General features: G+C 38.8%; 16 protein-coding genes. 4 read left to right on the forward strand and 12 right to left on the reverse strand.

The window, feature by feature from the left end:
• Together POF52_RS08240 and typA are read right to left on the reverse strand one after the other, a co-directional pair.
• Positions 1–318, reverse strand: a complete 318-nt coding sequence (locus tag POF52_RS08240; protein WP_013082301.1) for a YlaH-like family protein — start codon at positions 316–318, stop codon at positions 1–3.
• Positions 319–478: 160 nt separating this feature from the next.
• Positions 479–2317, reverse strand: coding sequence for a translational GTPase TypA (gene typA, locus POF52_RS08245; RefSeq protein WP_013056066.1), 1839 nt, complete (start codon positions 2315–2317; stop codon positions 479–481).
• 113 nt (positions 2318–2430) lie between these two features.
• Between typA and POF52_RS08250 the strand changes: the two genes are divergently transcribed.
• The gene (locus POF52_RS08250) at positions 2431–2616 is read left to right on the forward strand and encodes a YlaF family protein (RefSeq protein WP_016763441.1); all 186 of its coding nucleotides are present in this window, start codon (positions 2431–2433) and stop codon (positions 2614–2616) included.
• Positions 2617–2724: 108 nt separating this feature from the next.
• Here the strand turns inward: POF52_RS08250 and POF52_RS08255 are convergent, their stop codons facing one another.
• Together POF52_RS08255 and POF52_RS08260 are read right to left on the reverse strand one after the other, a co-directional pair.
• A complete protein-coding gene (locus POF52_RS08255; RefSeq protein ID WP_016763440.1) occupies positions 2725–3531 on the reverse strand; it encodes an inositol monophosphatase family protein in 807 nt (268 codons plus the stop codon).
• 195 nt (positions 3532–3726) lie between these two features.
• Positions 3727–3912: a hypothetical protein gene (locus POF52_RS08260; protein ID WP_013056063.1), complete on the reverse strand. Its 186-nt coding sequence runs from the start codon at positions 3910–3912 to the stop codon at positions 3727–3729.
• A gap of 267 nt (positions 3913–4179) precedes the next feature.
• On the opposite strand from POF52_RS08260, the gene POF52_RS08265 reads away from it, so the two are divergent.
• A complete protein-coding gene (locus POF52_RS08265) occupies positions 4180–4815 on the forward strand; it encodes a YktB family protein (protein ID WP_271991790.1) in 636 nt (211 codons plus the stop codon).
• Here POF52_RS08265 and POF52_RS08270 read toward each other — a convergent pair.
• Together POF52_RS08270 and POF52_RS08275 are read right to left on the reverse strand one after the other, a co-directional pair.
• Positions 4792–5046 carry a hypothetical protein gene (locus tag POF52_RS08270; RefSeq protein WP_176584013.1) on the reverse strand — a complete coding sequence of 85 codons (255 nt, stop codon included), beginning with the start codon at positions 5044–5046 and terminating at the stop codon, positions 4792–4794. The two genes, POF52_RS08265 and POF52_RS08270, sit on opposite strands and share 24 nt — an antisense overlap.
• Before the next feature lie 124 nt (positions 5047–5170).
• Complete coding sequence (locus POF52_RS08275; protein ID WP_013056061.1) at positions 5171–5440, reverse strand: UPF0223 family protein; 270 nt, start codon at positions 5438–5440, stop codon at positions 5171–5173.
• A gap of 531 nt (positions 5441–5971) precedes the next feature.
• On the opposite strand from POF52_RS08275, the gene POF52_RS08280 reads away from it, so the two are divergent.
• Entirely contained in the window at positions 5972–7447 is a 1476-nt protein-coding gene (locus tag POF52_RS08280) for an aminotransferase class I/II-fold pyridoxal phosphate-dependent enzyme (protein ID WP_013056060.1), read from the forward strand.
• A 34-nt stretch (positions 7448–7481) separates the two neighbouring features.
• On the opposite strand, the gene POF52_RS08285 is transcribed toward POF52_RS08280, so the two are convergent.
• Positions 7482–7607 carry a GapA-binding peptide SR1P gene (locus tag POF52_RS08285; protein ID WP_013056059.1) on the reverse strand — a complete coding sequence of 42 codons (126 nt, stop codon included), beginning with the start codon at positions 7605–7607 and terminating at the stop codon, positions 7482–7484.
• Positions 7608–8000: 393 nt separating this feature from the next.
• Between POF52_RS08285 and POF52_RS08290 the strand changes: the two genes are divergently transcribed.
• Complete coding sequence (locus POF52_RS08290) at positions 8001–9521, forward strand: glycine betaine uptake BCCT transporter (RefSeq protein ID WP_034653471.1); 1521 nt, start codon at positions 8001–8003, stop codon at positions 9519–9521.
• A 49-nt stretch (positions 9522–9570) separates the two neighbouring features.
• Here the strand turns inward: POF52_RS08290 and POF52_RS08295 are convergent, their stop codons facing one another.
• From POF52_RS08295 to pdhA, 5 genes are all read right to left on the reverse strand, one after another.
• Positions 9571–9813 (reverse strand): hypothetical protein, encoded by a 243-nt coding sequence (locus tag POF52_RS08295; RefSeq protein ID WP_016763437.1) that lies wholly within the window; start codon positions 9811–9813, stop codon positions 9571–9573.
• A gap of 253 nt (positions 9814–10066) precedes the next feature.
• A complete protein-coding gene (lpdA, locus tag POF52_RS08300; protein ID WP_013082295.1) occupies positions 10067–11479 on the reverse strand; it encodes a dihydrolipoyl dehydrogenase in 1413 nt (470 codons plus the stop codon).
• Between the two features lie 3 nt (positions 11480–11482).
• Positions 11483–12784 carry a dihydrolipoamide acetyltransferase family protein gene (locus tag POF52_RS08305; RefSeq protein ID WP_013082294.1) on the reverse strand — a complete coding sequence of 434 codons (1302 nt, stop codon included), beginning with the start codon at positions 12782–12784 and terminating at the stop codon, positions 11483–11485.
• Positions 12785–12886: 102 nt separating this feature from the next.
• Positions 12887–13864 (reverse strand): alpha-ketoacid dehydrogenase subunit beta, encoded by a 978-nt coding sequence (locus POF52_RS08310; RefSeq protein WP_271991804.1) that lies wholly within the window; start codon positions 13862–13864, stop codon positions 12887–12889.
• Between the two features lie 3 nt (positions 13865–13867).
• Entirely contained in the window at positions 13868–14983 is a 1116-nt protein-coding gene (gene pdhA, locus POF52_RS08315) for a pyruvate dehydrogenase (acetyl-transferring) E1 component subunit alpha (protein ID WP_013082293.1), read from the reverse strand.
• Positions 14984–14998 lie beyond the last annotated feature (15 nt).

The raw sequence follows: 14998 nt of genomic DNA on the forward strand, positions 1-14998 counted from the left end.
TTATGAACCCAACGAGGAGTTTTGCTTTTTAGCCTGATACAGCCGTATTTTATAAATAATTAATACAAGTGCTGCAACCACAAGCCCTTCAGCTACAGGTAAAAAAATGCCTAAAAACGTTAAGATCGTACATCCAAAAGCTAAAAATAGATAAATAACCACAGATTTTAAAAGCGGCAGTTTCTTTGCAAACCCGAGTTTGTACACGAGAACAGATAGCCCTAAAATGGTAAAGTATAACAGCCACATTCCTATTTTTGCATGTTCATCTACTTGATACAGAGCGGCAAAAAATGAAAGGTGTTCTTTTACATCCATACTTCTTCCCCCTATTCCTTACTTTATATTATTCGATATAAGCCACCTTTTTCCTTTCCAAATCCCTTCTTTATAAAACGCTTTCAAAAAATAGAAAATTCTGATATAATAGATAAAAAACAAGCCGCTAGCAGATAGAGCTAACGACTTACTTTTTTTATTATTTCGTGTCAGCGTATTTTTTCTTTTTCGCTGCTTTTTCACGTTCATTTTTATCAAGAATTTTTTTACGTAGACGAATAGATTCTGGTGTGATTTCACAATATTCATCTTCGTTTAAATATTCAAGTGATTGCTCTAAAGACATAATACGAGGTTTTTTCATACCTGTTGTTTGATCTTTATTAGCAGAACGCATATTCGTCATTTGCTTCATTTTACAGATGTTAACAACGATATCATTTTCACGAGTGTGTTCTCCTACGATCATACCTTCGTATACTTCTGTACCTGGCTCAACGAAAATTGTACCGCGGTCTTCTACGCCTTGGATTCCATAAGTAGATGATTTACCGCTTTCCATAGAAACAAGCACACCTTGACGGCGACCTCCAACTTGACCTTGCTGCATTGGCTGGTAGCTATCAAATGAATGGTTAATGATACCGAATCCACGAGTTAACGATAAGAACTCAGTTGTATAACCGATTAAACCACGTGCAGGAACCATAAAGATCAGACGAACTTGACCGCTGCCGTTGTTAATCATATCAACCATTTCACCTTTACGAGCACCCATCGATTCCATAATAGAACCCGTATGTTCTTCAGGCACGTCGATTTGCACACGTTCAACTGGCTCACAGCGCACGCCATCAATTTCACGAACGATTACTTCAGGTTTTGATACTTGAATCTCATATCCTTCACGACGCATATTTTCAATTAAGATAGATAAATGAAGTTCTCCACGTCCTGAAACAACCCATACATCCGGTGAATCAGTATTTTCCACGCGTAAACTTACATCCGTCTCAAGTTCAGACATTAAGCGCTCTTCAATTTTACGAGATGTAACAAATTTACCTTCACGACCAGCAAACGGTGAATTGTTTACTAAGAACGTCATTTGTAAAGTAGGTTCATCAATACGTAAAATTGGCAGTGCATCTTGGTGGTCAAACGGACATACGGTTTCACCTACGTTGATGTCTTCCATTCCTGATACAGCGATCAGGTCTCCTGCTTTTGCTTCTTCGATTTCAACACGCTTTAAGCCTAGGAAACCGAATAATTTTGTTACACGGAATTGTTTTACCGTACCGTCAAGCTTCATTAATGCAACTTGCTGGCCTACTTTCATTGTTCCGCGGAATACGCGACCTACACCGATACGACCAAGATAGTCATTGTAGTCAAGCATTGCCACTTGGAATTGAAGTGGTTCGTCGCTGTTGTCTACCGGTGCTGGAATGTGCTCAATGATTGAGTCAAATAGAGATGACATGTTCTCATCTTGCTTTTCAGGGTTCGTGCTAGCTGTTCCGTTGATTGCTGAAGCATAAACAACAGGGAACTCAATTTGTTCCTCGCTTGCACCTAGTTCAATAAATAAGTCAATTACTTCATCCACTACTTCAGTTGGACGAGCAAAGTCACGGTCAATTTTGTTAACAACAACAATCGGCGTTAAGTTTTGCTCTAATGCTTTTTTCAATACAAAGCGAGTTTGAGGCATACATCCTTCATATGCGTCTACTACAAGTAGAACACCGTCTACCATTTTCATAATACGCTCAACTTCTCCACCGAAGTCAGCATGTCCCGGCGTATCCATAATGTTGATACGCGTATCTTTATAATTAATAGCTGTGTTTTTCGCTAAAATTGTAATTCCACGCTCACGCTCAAGGTCATTTGAATCCATCGCACGTTCTTCAACATGCTCATTAGTACGGAATGTTCCGGACTGATGTAATAATTTATCTACTAACGTTGTTTTCCCATGGTCTACATGGGCAATAATGGCAATATTACGTAAATCTTTACGAATGTTCACGCATTTCACTCCTATGCTTGTAATAACTAAGCTATTATATCACACTAACTCTAGAATTGCAGAATGATTTTGTTGTACACTATAAATATCCTTTATAAATGGGAGGAATCAACATGAGAAACATTAAGTGGGTATTTGTTTTATATGCATTTATCGCAACTGCGGCAATTATGTCAATCGGCATATTTATCGGAGAAGGAAGCGCTCTCGGGGTCATTTTAGCTATCGCAGCTTTAATTGTTGTAATGGGCCTTGGCTTTACGACTAAGAAAAAAATGCGAGAAAAAGGGCAGCTGTAATTTTTTTGCGATGATTGAAAGCGTCATGGCCATTTGCAACATCAAAATGGTTCATGACGTTTTTTCATCACAAAATTCTTTGACTACACGTAAGTCTTCACTTCTATTTTATTTATTCCACTTTCCTTCAAGGTACGTACGAAAGATTTCGTCATGTAATGTTGGTTTGCTTACAAATACACTGCTTTTTTCAAGAATTTCTAACGGCTTTCCTTCTAAATCCGTCATAACTCCTCCAACTTCTTCAATCAATACTTTACCGGCAGCAAAGTCCCATGGAGCCAAACGTAGAGTAATGTATCCATCCAAGCGTCCAGCTGCTACGTAAGCAAGCTCAATAGCTGCGGATCCATATGAACGGGTCCCTCTTACTTTACGCACAAGCGGACTTAATACGGAAGGATCAATACGGCGGTTCTCCGTTACCCATGTTGCATTTAGGCTAATAATAGCTTGTTCAACTGGTACAGGTTCAAGTTTCGGCAATTGGATGTCATTCATAAACGCGCCCTGTCCTTTTAAAGCATGATACAGCTCATTATGAATAACATCATAAATATAACCTGCTTGTCCTACACCATTTTCAAATATACCGATAGAAATAGCAAAATTCCGCTGCTGATGAACAAAGTTCATCGTCCCGTCGATTGGATCGATAATCCAAATCGTTCCTTCTTCTGATTCAAGCTCTTCTCCATATCCTTCTTCTCCGAGAATATGATGTTCCGGAAAGGTTTCATTGATTTTTGAGATAAAAAACTGTTCGATTTCTTTATCCATATTTGTTACTAAATCATTTGGATTCGATTTCGTTTGAATGAGAAGTTCTTTACTAAACGACTGTTGAATTTTTTGTCCAGCTTCTTTTAGCCACTCTTTAACGTATGTATCGATTTCTTTCCAGCGTTGCGTCATCTCAATTCCCCCTCAAAAATACGTCTCTTATTTAAGCTTAAAAAAACCTCTGCAAGATGTCAATTAACAGAGCACGTGGGAGAAGAACTGCCGCTTCTTCTCCCACGTGCTCTGTTACCACTTATGAATCTGCTCATTCAGTTTAATCCTTTTTTACAGTTTACCCTTATTTGTTCTATTTTATTCCCGTATCTGCTACTGAAGAGATATCATTTCTTCACGAAGTTTCTCGAGCTTTCGCTTACATTTTTGTTTTTGTTCCTCATTATTCTCCATCATGGCTTCATATAACGTCGCTAACTCGTAATCTAACTCCAAACGAATTACACCTAATCTTTTTTGTCCATCATTCTTCTTATACATATTCACCACTTGTTTCATGTTTCAAACACCCCTCTCAAATTATTGAACCCGCTTATAGAAAACTAAATTTTCAGATATTTTGATTGATATAGTCTATGTCGAAACCTAATCTCATGTAACTAAATTGTGTGATTACCTATAAAAAAATGATAGACACGTTTTGACAAGCATATGCGAATTAATTGGTGTTTATGCTTTTCATGTGGTAGAATCTTCGCGTAAATCATACTTACTTGCATAGATGCACAGCAGCTATACATATTCACTAAAAAACGGAGGTTTCACATGGCATTCTCAGGATTTTCACAAGATGACTTTAACGTATTCCGTATCGAGGGACTTGATGCACGTATGGAAGCCATCAAGACAACGATACGCCCAAAATTCGAACAATTGAGCAATCATTTTGCTCCTACTCTTTCTTCACTTTGTGGAGATGAAATGTTCGTACACATTGCCAAACATGCACGAAGAACAGTTAACCCGCCAGCAGATACGTGGGTAGCCTTTGCTAACAGTAAACGCGGGTATAAAAAGCTCCCTCATTTTCAAATTGGCCTTTGGGAAACACATGTCTTTGTGTGGTTCGCCGTCATTTACGAATCACCTATTAAAGAACAATTTGGAAAGCTGCTAAAACAAAACATTGAGGAGATTCGTCAAAATATCCCAGCCTCGTTTGCTTGGTCGAAAGATCATACAAAACCTGATAGTGACAAAATGGGCGACTTATCTTCTGAAGACTTAGAGAGTTTGTTTGAACGTCTAGAGACGGTTAAAAAAGCTGAGATCCTATGCGGCATTACAATTCCAAAAGAAGAAGCGATTGCAATGAACGGCGAAGAATGGATGGCTCGTATTGAACAAACATTTCATACGGTAACTCCATTATATGAACTAACTAAAAAAGCATATGCATAATTTTAACGAATTGATATAAAAAAAATGAGGGTGAGACATAACGAAAGGAAGCTCATCGAAAGACCAATAAATGGGATACATAAGCTGAACCGCTTGTGACACCGCGGTTGATTTCCCTGCAAGGCTTCGCTTTCCGCGGGCGGCCGGTGAGCCTCCTCGTCGCTTGCGCTCCTGCGGGGTCTCACCTGTTCCGCTTTCCCTGCAGGAGTCTTCGCCTTGCCCTCCAATCAACTGCTCGAAGAAACAGATAAACTCTATGTTCACCGTAACAAAAAAAACGAATCATTAATCAAACAATTTGATTAATGATTCGTTTTTTACTTCGGCTAAACTACTTTTGTCCCAGCCTCATTTTTTACATTTTTATGATATCTCCAGAAGAAGCAGCCTTTGCTTTTTGGATCGTTCGATAAGAAGAGTATTTGCTTTGATCTTCAAAATCGTTACAGATTGTTTTTTCTTCTGCTTTACTTGGCACAATTTCTTTAAATCGGCGATAGACTGCCATTAGGTGATCACGCTCAATACCTTTTTCATAAGCTCGTTCAATGCTTTCAAAAAACTTCACTACATCAATAATTTCTTCTGTACTCCAATCAAGGGAGATAGGGTATTGATATTCCACTTCTCATCACTCCATTTATTTCTTCAATCTATGTATATCTATATTCTTAACTCTATCACAATCTATAATGTACACAAAATTTATTCTCTTTTCACACAAAAGAATTTCTCCTTTTTTTTCTTTTTATTTTCTCTTTAAAATATCTTTGCAAATGGGTTAATAAGTGCTATAATTCTTTTGTTTTATGGGGATTTTCAAAACATAAAGAACTATAAAATAATGAGTAATAAGCAGTTTACAATTACTTGTATTTTTTTAACTAAAAATTGTATTTATATTATCAAACAGTAGTAAACATACACGTTTCATTCATTTATATAATGGTTAAAATCAAGAAAACTGCCGAATAGAATTTCTGTTGAATTTCTTTTATAGAAAAAAGATGTGGTATTTTAATATGTAGAATTCAACAGCCACTAGTTTTTGGTATATAAAATTGAATGCTGTAATTTGATAAAAAAACAATCAAAGTCCCTCTAAGCTTTGCTTAGAGGGACTGACAATTTATGATAAAAGAGGTGTATAGCAAAGTTGTCTTCTCAATTTTCAACTCCATTATTTACTGGATTAGTTAATCACGCTAAGAAAAACCCAACACAATTCCATATCCCTGGACATAAAAAAGGAAATGGAATGGATCCTGAATTCCGCTCATTTATTGGCGATGATGCTTTATCCATTGATTTAATCAATATCGGTCCTCTTGATGACCTTCACCAGCCAAAAGGCATTATCAAACAAGCGCAGGATTTAGCTGCAGAAGCATTCGGTGCTGACCATACTTTTTTCTCTGTTCAAGGAACGAGCGGAGCAATTATGGCAATGGTCATGGCGACATGTGGACCTGGAGATAAAATTATCGTTCCTAGAAACGTGCATAAATCTGTTATGAGTGCGATTGTTTTTTCAGGAGCTACGCCTATTTTTATTCACCCTGAAATTGACGAAAATCTTGGCATTTCTCACGGTATTACATCGGACTCTGTAGAAAAAGCCTTAAAGCAGCACCCTGAAGCAAAAGCAGTACTTGTTATCAATCCAACTTATTTTGGAATTTCCGGAGACCTTCGTAAAATCGTAGAAATTGCCCACTCGTATCAAGTGCCTGTACTTGTTGATGAAGCTCACGGCGTTCATATTCACTTCCATGATGATTTGCCTTTGTCTGCTATGCAGGCCGGTGCAGATATGGCAGCAACAAGCGTGCATAAATTAGGCGGCTCTATGACGCAAAGTTCAATTCTAAATATACGCGAAGGTTTAATTTCTCCAAAACGTGTACAGTCTATTTTAAGCATGCTGACAACAACATCAACATCTTATCTGCTGCTGGCTTCTTTAGATGTTGCACGAAAACGTTTAGCTACAGAAGGAAAAGAGCTGGCTGAACGTGCAATTTCTCTTGCTGAAAAAGCACGAAAAGAAATTAATACCATTGAGCATATCCGATGTATAGGCAGAGAAATTTTAGGGACAAAAGCTACGTATGATTTAGACCCTACTAAATTAATTATTTCTGTTTCAGATTTAGGAATTACGGGCTATGACGTAGAAAAATGGATGCGTGAAGCTCATAATATCGAAGTTGAAATGTCTGACCTTTATAATATTCTATGTATTATCACGCCTGGAGATACAGAAGAAGATCTGTTACGTCTGGTCACGGCTCTGCGTGAGTTATCTGCAAAATTCCATAATCTTTCTGAGACAACGGCAAAACCGGCTATTTTATTGCCTGATATTCCTGTATTGGCTTTAACACCTCGCGATGCTTTTTACGCTGAAACCGAAGTGGTACCTTTTCATGAGTCGGCAGGTCGTATTATTGCGGAATTTGTGATGGTCTATCCTCCTGGTATTCCTATTTTTATTCCTGGGGAAATCATCACTGAGGAAAATTTAACCTATATTGAAACAAACTTAGAGGCAGGTTTACCAGTGCAGGGTCCGGAAGATTTTGAATTAAAAACATTTCGTGTCATTAAAGAACATAAAGCAATTCAATAAAAAAGGTGCGGAAATCCGCACCTTTTTTTATTGATTAATCTAAATCTTCATCTGCTTTTTGACATTCTCCGCTTTTACATGTTGAGTATAATCGCGTCACTTTCTCATCTTCGAAATGATCAATTGTGCAGTTACATGTTTGACATACGATTGTTCCCATTTTGTAAACTCCCCTTTAACCGTCTTTTTTTGTAAGCGTTTTACAACTCTTGATATTATATTATTATGTCACATTAAATATGTCAACAACTAATTAGTATGTCACATTAAAAATATTTTTCTCATAAATGTTATATTTGTTTTCAAAAAGCTGAACGCTTAGCATCATATCTATTTATATGAAAAAACAATGTCTAATTTCAAATCTATTTCATCACTTTAAAATAATTACGAAAAATAAAAATTTGTTCTCTTTCCGCTTTTTCTTACTAATGGGGTAGACATTTCATACAAACTTCACTAAAATGTATAACCATGTGGTTTCATATATACCTGAAAAGGCTATATGAAACACTATGTTATGTAAAATAGAATAGGAAAGGAGTGTTAATCGATGAAAAAACTGACTCCCGTTTTTATCATTTCGGTTATTATTGCTGCAGTATTTATCGTATGGGGTGTTATTCCGGAATCTACGCTAGGAAGCGCAGCGCTCACACCTGTTACATCGGCAATACATAGTTTTATCATCGAGAAATTTGGCTGGTATTACTTACTAGCAGCTACATTATTCTTAGTTTTTACACTGTACTTAATTTTTTCGAAGTACGGAAACATCAAACTAGGGAAGCCTGACGAAAAACCTCAGTATGGTTATGTCTCATGGTTTGCCATGTTATTTAGTGCTGGTATGGGCATTGGTCTTGTATTCTGGGGTGTCTCAGAACCAATCAATCATTTTCATACTCCACCTTCTGGTGAAGGCGGTACAGCAGAATCAGCTCGTGCAGCTCTACGCTATTCGTTTTTCCACTGGGGTTTACATCCTTGGGCTATTTATTCCGTTCTTGCACTGGCCCTTGCATATTTTCAATTTAGAAAAGGTTACCCGTTCATCATCAGCAATATTTTACGTCCACTACTAGGAAAACGTGTTGATGGGCCTCTTGGAACGATCATAAACGTCATCGCCGTATTTGCAACTGTCTTTGGGGTAGCAACATCTCTAGGACTTGGCGCTATTCAGATTACCGGTGGAGCCTCTTACTTGTCGCCAAGTATTGATAACAATTTCACGACTCAATTAATTGTTATTATTATCGTGACGTTCTTATTCATGCTGTCAGCACAGACGGGGCTGAACAAAGGCATTAAGTATTTGAGTAACATTAATATTGTTTTAGCTATTCTGCTAATGCTGTTCTTGTTATTTGCAGGTCCAACCAACTTTATTATGGACTTATTCGTTACAACCATTGGCAGCTACATTCAAAACTTGCCGTCAATGAGTTTTCGATTGAGCCCGTTTGATAACAGCACCTGGGTTCAAGATTGGACAATTTTCTACTGGGCATGGTGGATTGCTTGGGCACCGTTTGTTGGTACGTTCATTGCTCGTATTTCACGAGGCAGAACCATTCGAGAATTTTTAATTGGTGTACTAGCTGTTCCGACCGTATTTGGTGGTTTATGGTTTGCCGTATTCGGAGGTTCTGGGGTCTATTTAGACTTTTTTAAAGACCTTCCTGTTATGGATGTTATTAATAATAAAGGAACAGAAGTTGCTTTATTCTATGTACTTGAACAGTTTCCATTTGGTACGTTCATGTCCATTGTCGCTATTTGCTTAATTGCTACATTCTTTATTACATCAGCTGACTCAGCTACATTTGTTTTAGGAATGCAGACAACAAATGGTGATCTAAATCCTTCAGGCTCTATTAAACTTACGTGGGGCTTAATTCAATCGTTAACAGCAATCATTCTGCTTTGGACAGGTGGTTTGGACGCGCTCCAAACAGCTGCGATTATAGCAGCACTTCCATTCTCAATTGTGCTGGTGCTAACGGTCTTCTCATTAATGAAAGCATTTAAAGAAGAAGGCGCATTGAAAAGAGAAAAGAAATCTGTGTAAGACAAAAAAAGCGTTAGCTTATATAAGCTAACGCTTTTTTTATGCAATCTTACGCTGTGCAAAATAAAATTAGTTGATAACATGTCAAGCAGACAGCTGAAGTTGTACCCGTCATCATAAGCGCCAGTCTTTTAGATTTGACGTTCATTTCTGCTATGCCGTAAGCTAAATAAGCAAATACTAAAAATAAAATAATTTTAGATGTTAACTGATCACGTTTTGATAGCAATTCAACCAGTGAATAACCCATCCAAATAACAATGTGTAAGCTCCAAACGAAATACGTCTTCATAGCTCCTACGCCGCCTTTTCATTCGTTATCCAAAAGAGCAGTTTTTTATCTACCTATAAGAAAGCACGTCCCACTTCATATGTATGCATCTAGAGCTCATTTAAGACTGCCTCAGCGTTTTTACACGTTTCTTCTAAAAAGGAGTACTCATCAGCAACAAAAACTGTCTGACAAGCACCTGGTACTTTGTGAAAACCGTTTTCTTCAAAAAAAAAAAAGCTGATGCATACGCATCAGCTTTTTAAACCATTATTTATTTTACAATGTGAATTGGGCTTCCAATAGCTACTTCAGCAGCTTCCATTGTGATTTCACCTAATGTTGGGTGAGCGTGAATTGTTAATGCGATATCTTCAGCCGTTACGCCAGCTTCGATAGCAAGACCAAGCTCAGCGATCATGTCAGATGCGCTAGGTCCAGCGATTTGAGCACCAACAACTACTCCGTCTTCTTTACGAGTGATAAGCTTCAAGAAGCCTTCTGCAGCGTTAAGTGCAAGTGCACGTCCGTTAGCAGCAAATGGGAATTTAGAAGCTTTAACAGCTAATCCTTCTTCTTTCGCTTGTGCTTCAGTATAACCTACAGATGCAAGCTCAGGCTCAGAGAATACAACTGCTGGAATTCCTAAGTAGTCAATTTCAGCAGGTTCGCCAGCAATTACTTCAGCTGCGATTTTACCTTCGTAAGAAGCTTTGTGTGCAAGTGGAGGTCCAGTTACGATATCACCAATTGCAAAGATGTTGCTTACAGATGTACGAGTTTGGTTATCGATTTCGATAAGACCACGGTCAGTCATTTTAACGCCAACTTGCTCAAGACCAAGCTCATCAGTGTTAGGACGACGACCTACAGTAACTAATACGTAGTCAGCATCGATTACTTTTGACTCTCCGCCTACTTCAAACGTAACTTGTACGCCGTCAGCAGTTTCTTCAACACCTTTAGCCATTGCTTTTGTATAAATTTCAACGTTTCCTTTTTTCTTAAGGTTACGTTTAACAAGTGAACTCATTTGTTTTTCAAAACCAGCTAAGATTTCATCAGCAGCTTCTACAAATGTAACTTCTGTACCGAAGTTAGCAAAAGCAGTACCAAGCTCAGTACCGATGTAACCTCCACCGATTACAACTAATTTTTTAGGAACTTCTTTAAGCGCTAATGCACCTGTAGAGTTGATTACGCGCTCAGAGAATTTGAATCCAGGGATCTCGATTGGGCGAGAACCAGTTGCAAGGATAGCATTTTTGAATTTGTACGTTTGTGCAGAATTTTCATCCATTACACGTACAGTTTCGCTGTCAACGAAGTAAGCTTCACCTTTTACGATGTCAACTTTGTTACCTTTAAGAAGGCCTTCAACACCGCCAGTAAGTTTGTTTACAACGCCGTTTTTGAATTCTTGAACTTTAGAGAAATCAACTGTTACGTTCTCAGCGATAATCCCCATGTCTTCAGAATGTTTAGCGTGTTCAAAACGGTGACCTGCAGCGATTAATGCTTTTGAAGGAATACAACCAACGTTTAAGCATACGCCTCCAAGGTTACCTTTTTCTACGATTGTAACTTTTTGACCTAATTGAGCTGCACGAATTGCTGCAACGTAGCCACCAGGGCCAGCACCAATGACAAGAGTATCAGTTTCGATTGGGAAATCTCCTACTACCATTTATTACGCCTCCATTAATAATAATTCTGGATCATTTAATAAACGCTTGATTTGGTTAAGAGCGTTTTGAGCTGTTGCGCCATCGATAATACGGTGGTCAAAGCTTAGTGATAATGCTAATACTGGAGCAATTACAATTTCACCGTCGCGTACAACTGGTTTTTCAGCGATACGTCCGATACCTAGGATTGCAACTTCTGGGTGGTTGATAACAGGAGTAAACCATTGTCCACCAGCAGAACCGATATTTGTGATTGTACAAGAAGCGCCTTTCATTTCAGCAGGAGCTAATTTACCATCACGTGCTTTTCCAGCAAGGTCGTTAATTTGATCAGAAATTTCGAACACAGATTTACGATCAGCATTTTTCACAACTGGTACTAAAAGACCTTTTTCAGTGTCAGCAGCAATACCGATGTTGTAGTAATGTTTTTGAATTACTTCATCAGTAGAGTCATCGATTGAAGTGTTAAGAGCTGGGAACTTCTTAAGTGCTGAAGTTAACGCTTTTACCACGTAAGGTAAGAATGTTAATTTAATACCTTGATCTGCTGCAACCGTTTTGAATTTTTTACGATGAGCAACAAGAGCTGTTACATCGATTTCATCCATTAATGTTACGTGTGGAGCAGTGTGTTTAGAGTTAACCATAGCTTTTGCGATTGCACGACGGATACCGCTCATTTTCTCGCGAGTTTCTGGTAGGTCGCCTTCAGGAATAGCTTGTGCTGCTGCTGCTTTTGGTTCAGCTGACGCAGTTTCCTCTTTAGCTGGAGCTTCAGCAGTTGCTGTAGCTGTAGAACCACCAGATAGGAAGCCATCGATGTCATCTTTAACAATACGTCCGTTTTTACCTGAACCAGGAACAGCTTTAATGTCTACACCTTTTTCACGAGCATATTTGCGCACTGAAGGCATAGCAATTACTTTACGGTTAGGATCAACATCAGCTTGTGCTGCAGGAGCTGTTGCTTCTTCAGTCACTTCTTCAGTTGAAGCTTCTTCTTTAGCTTCTTCTGCTGGTGCATCATCATGATCGTCACCTTTGAATTTTAAGTCTTCGTATCCAGGAGCATCAAAAGTAACGATAACTTGTCCTACAGTAGCTACTGTACCTTCGTCAACTTTTACTTCTAATACTTTACCTTTTACAGGAGATGGGATTTCAACAACAGCTTTGTCATTTTGTACTTCTGCTAGTACATCATCCTCATCAATTTCATCTCCAGCTTTTACGAACCATTTTACAATTTCACCTTCGTGGATACCTTCACCGATATCCGGCAGTTTAAATTCAAATGCCACGTGTCTTCACCCTCCTAGTTAGTTGCGTTCAATTTGTTAGTGTTTATTTTATCTAAGACAGAAATCAGCACAAAGCTGATTTCTATCACAGTAAAATGCTAATTAAAATTCAAGTACTTGCTTAGCTGTTTCAACGATATCTTTGTGGTCTGGTAACCATACGCCCTCAGCTTGAGAGAATGGGAACACAGTATCCGGTGCTGTTACACGTAATACTGGTGCTTCTAAGCTTAAGATTGCACGATCGTTAATTTCAGCTACAACGTTAGCCGCGATACCAGCTTGTTTTTGAGCTTCTTGAACTACTACTACGCGACCAGTTTTTTCAACTGATGCAAGAATTGTATCGATATCTAAAGGTTGAACTGTACGTAAGTCCACTACTTCAGCAGAGATACCTTCTTTTTCTAGTTCTTCAGCTGCTTTTAATGATGAGTGTACCATTGCACCGTAAGCGATAAGCGTTACGTCTGTACCTTCACGTTTCACATCAGCTGTACCTAAATCAATTGTGTATGATTCTTCAGGTACTTCTTGACGGAATGAACGGTAAAGCTTCATGTGCTCTAAGTATACAACCGGATCGTTATCACGAATTGATGAAATTAAAAGACCTTTTGCATCGTATGGAGTTGAAGGAATTACAACTTTTAAACCAGGTTGAGATGCTACGATACCTTCTAAGCTATCAGCGTGAAGTTCTGGTGTATGAACGCCTCCACCGAATGGTGAACGGAATGTAATTGGTGCATTCCAGCGACCGCCAGAACGGTAGCGCATACGTGCAGCTTGACCTGATACAGAATCAAGTACTTCGTATACGAAACCAAAGAATTGAATTTCAGGAACCGGACGGAAACCTTGAGTCGATAGACCTACAGCAAGACCACCGATACCAGATTCAGCTAATGGCGTATCGAATACGCGATCTTCGCCGAATTCTTGTTGAAGACCTTCAGTCGCACGGAATACTCCACCGTTTACGCCAACGTCTTCACCAAAAACTAATACGTTTTCGTCGTTTTTCATTTCTGTGCGTAACGCATCAGTAATCGCTTGAATCATTGTCATTTGCGCCATGGCTTACTTCGACTCCTTCTCTTTGTAGATTTCATATTGCTCTTGTAAGTTTGAAGGCATAGTTTCGTACATGATTTCCATTAAATCTGTAACTTTTTGTTTTGGATAATCGTCAGCCTTCTTAATAGCTTGTTTGATATCTTCTTTAGCTTGCTCGATTACTTTGTTTTCTTCTTCTTCATTCCAGATGCCTTTAGCTTCTAAGAATTTACGGAAGCGAACAAGTGGATCTTTCTTTTCCCACTCAGTGTCAAGCTCAGCTGTACGATAACGAGTTGGATCGTCACCAGCCATTGTATGTGGACCATAACGGTAAGTTAATGTTTCAATTAAAGTTGGACCTTCACCGTTTACTGCACGCTCACGAGCTTCGCTTACTGCAACGTATACTGCTAGTGCATCCATACCGTCTACTTGAACGCCTGGGATACCAACAGCCGCTGCTTTTTGAGCGATTGTACGTGCTGCAGATTGCTTTTCAACTGGTGTTGAAATTGCAAAGCGGTTGTTTTGTACAACAAAGATTGCTGGAGCTTTGAATGCACCTGCGAAGTTCATACCTTCGTAGAAGTCACCTTGTGAAGCTCCGCCGTCACCTGTATAAGTGATCGCTACTGCTTTTTTACCGCGCTTTTTAAGACCTAGTGCCACACCAGCAGTTTGCACGATTTGTGCACCGATGATGATTTGTGGAGAAAGTATATCTACACCTTCTGGCGCTTGGTTACCGTGGAAATGACCACGAGAGAATAAGAACGCTTGATATAATGGAAGACCATGCCAAATTAACTGAGGCACATCACGGTACCCAGGTAAAATGAAGTCTTCTTTTTCTAATGCGAAATGTGAAGCGATTTGAGAAGCTTCTTGCCCAGCAGTTGGTGCATAGAAACCTAAACGACCTTGACGGTTCAATGAAATCGAACGTTGATCAAGAATACGAGTGTATACCATGCGAGTCATTAACTCTTTTAATTTTTCGTCAGATAAATCTGGCAACGCTGATTTATTTACTACTTCGCCCTCTTCATTAAGAATTTGGAACGTTTGGTACTGCTCAGCGATTTTATCAAGTTGCTTTGATACATCAATAATAGCTTTTTTAGTTTTAGCAGCCATCTAAGTCACCTCTTC

It is taken from the genome of Priestia sp. AB (assembly GCF_028369225.1).
Classification (GTDB): domain Bacteria; phylum Bacillota; class Bacilli; order Bacillales; family Bacillaceae_H; genus Priestia; species Priestia megaterium.

Coding starts and splice junctions, on each gene's coding strand:
- POF52_RS08265 (WP_271991790.1), top strand. CDS start 4,180: ATGGCATTCTCAGGATTTTCACAAGATGACTTTAACGTATTCCGTATC.
- POF52_RS08250 (WP_016763441.1), top strand. CDS start 2,431: ATGAGAAACATTAAGTGGGTATTTGTTTTATATGCATTTATCGCAACT.
- POF52_RS08290 (WP_034653471.1), top strand. CDS start 8,001: ATGAAAAAACTGACTCCCGTTTTTATCATTTCGGTTATTATTGCTGCA.
- pdhA (WP_013082293.1), bottom strand. CDS start 14,983: ATGGCTGCTAAAACTAAAAAAGCTATTATTGATGTATCAAAGCAACTT.
- POF52_RS08285 (WP_013056059.1), bottom strand. CDS start 7,607: ATGGGAACAATCGTATGTCAAACATGTAACTGCACAATTGATCATTTC.
- POF52_RS08295 (WP_016763437.1), bottom strand. CDS start 9,813: ATGAAGACGTATTTCGTTTGGAGCTTACACATTGTTATTTGGATGGGT.
- POF52_RS08255 (WP_016763440.1), bottom strand. CDS start 3,531: ATGACGCAACGCTGGAAAGAAATCGATACATACGTTAAAGAGTGGCTA.
- POF52_RS08260 (WP_013056063.1), bottom strand. CDS start 3,912: ATGAAACAAGTGGTGAATATGTATAAGAAGAATGATGGACAAAAAAGA.
- POF52_RS08310 (WP_271991804.1), bottom strand. CDS start 13,864: ATGGCGCAAATGACAATGATTCAAGCGATTACTGATGCGTTACGCACA.
- lpdA (WP_013082295.1), bottom strand. CDS start 11,479: ATGGTAGTAGGAGATTTCCCAATCGAAACTGATACTCTTGTCATTGGT.
- POF52_RS08240 (WP_013082301.1), bottom strand. CDS start 318: ATGGATGTAAAAGAACACCTTTCATTTTTTGCCGCTCTGTATCAAGTA.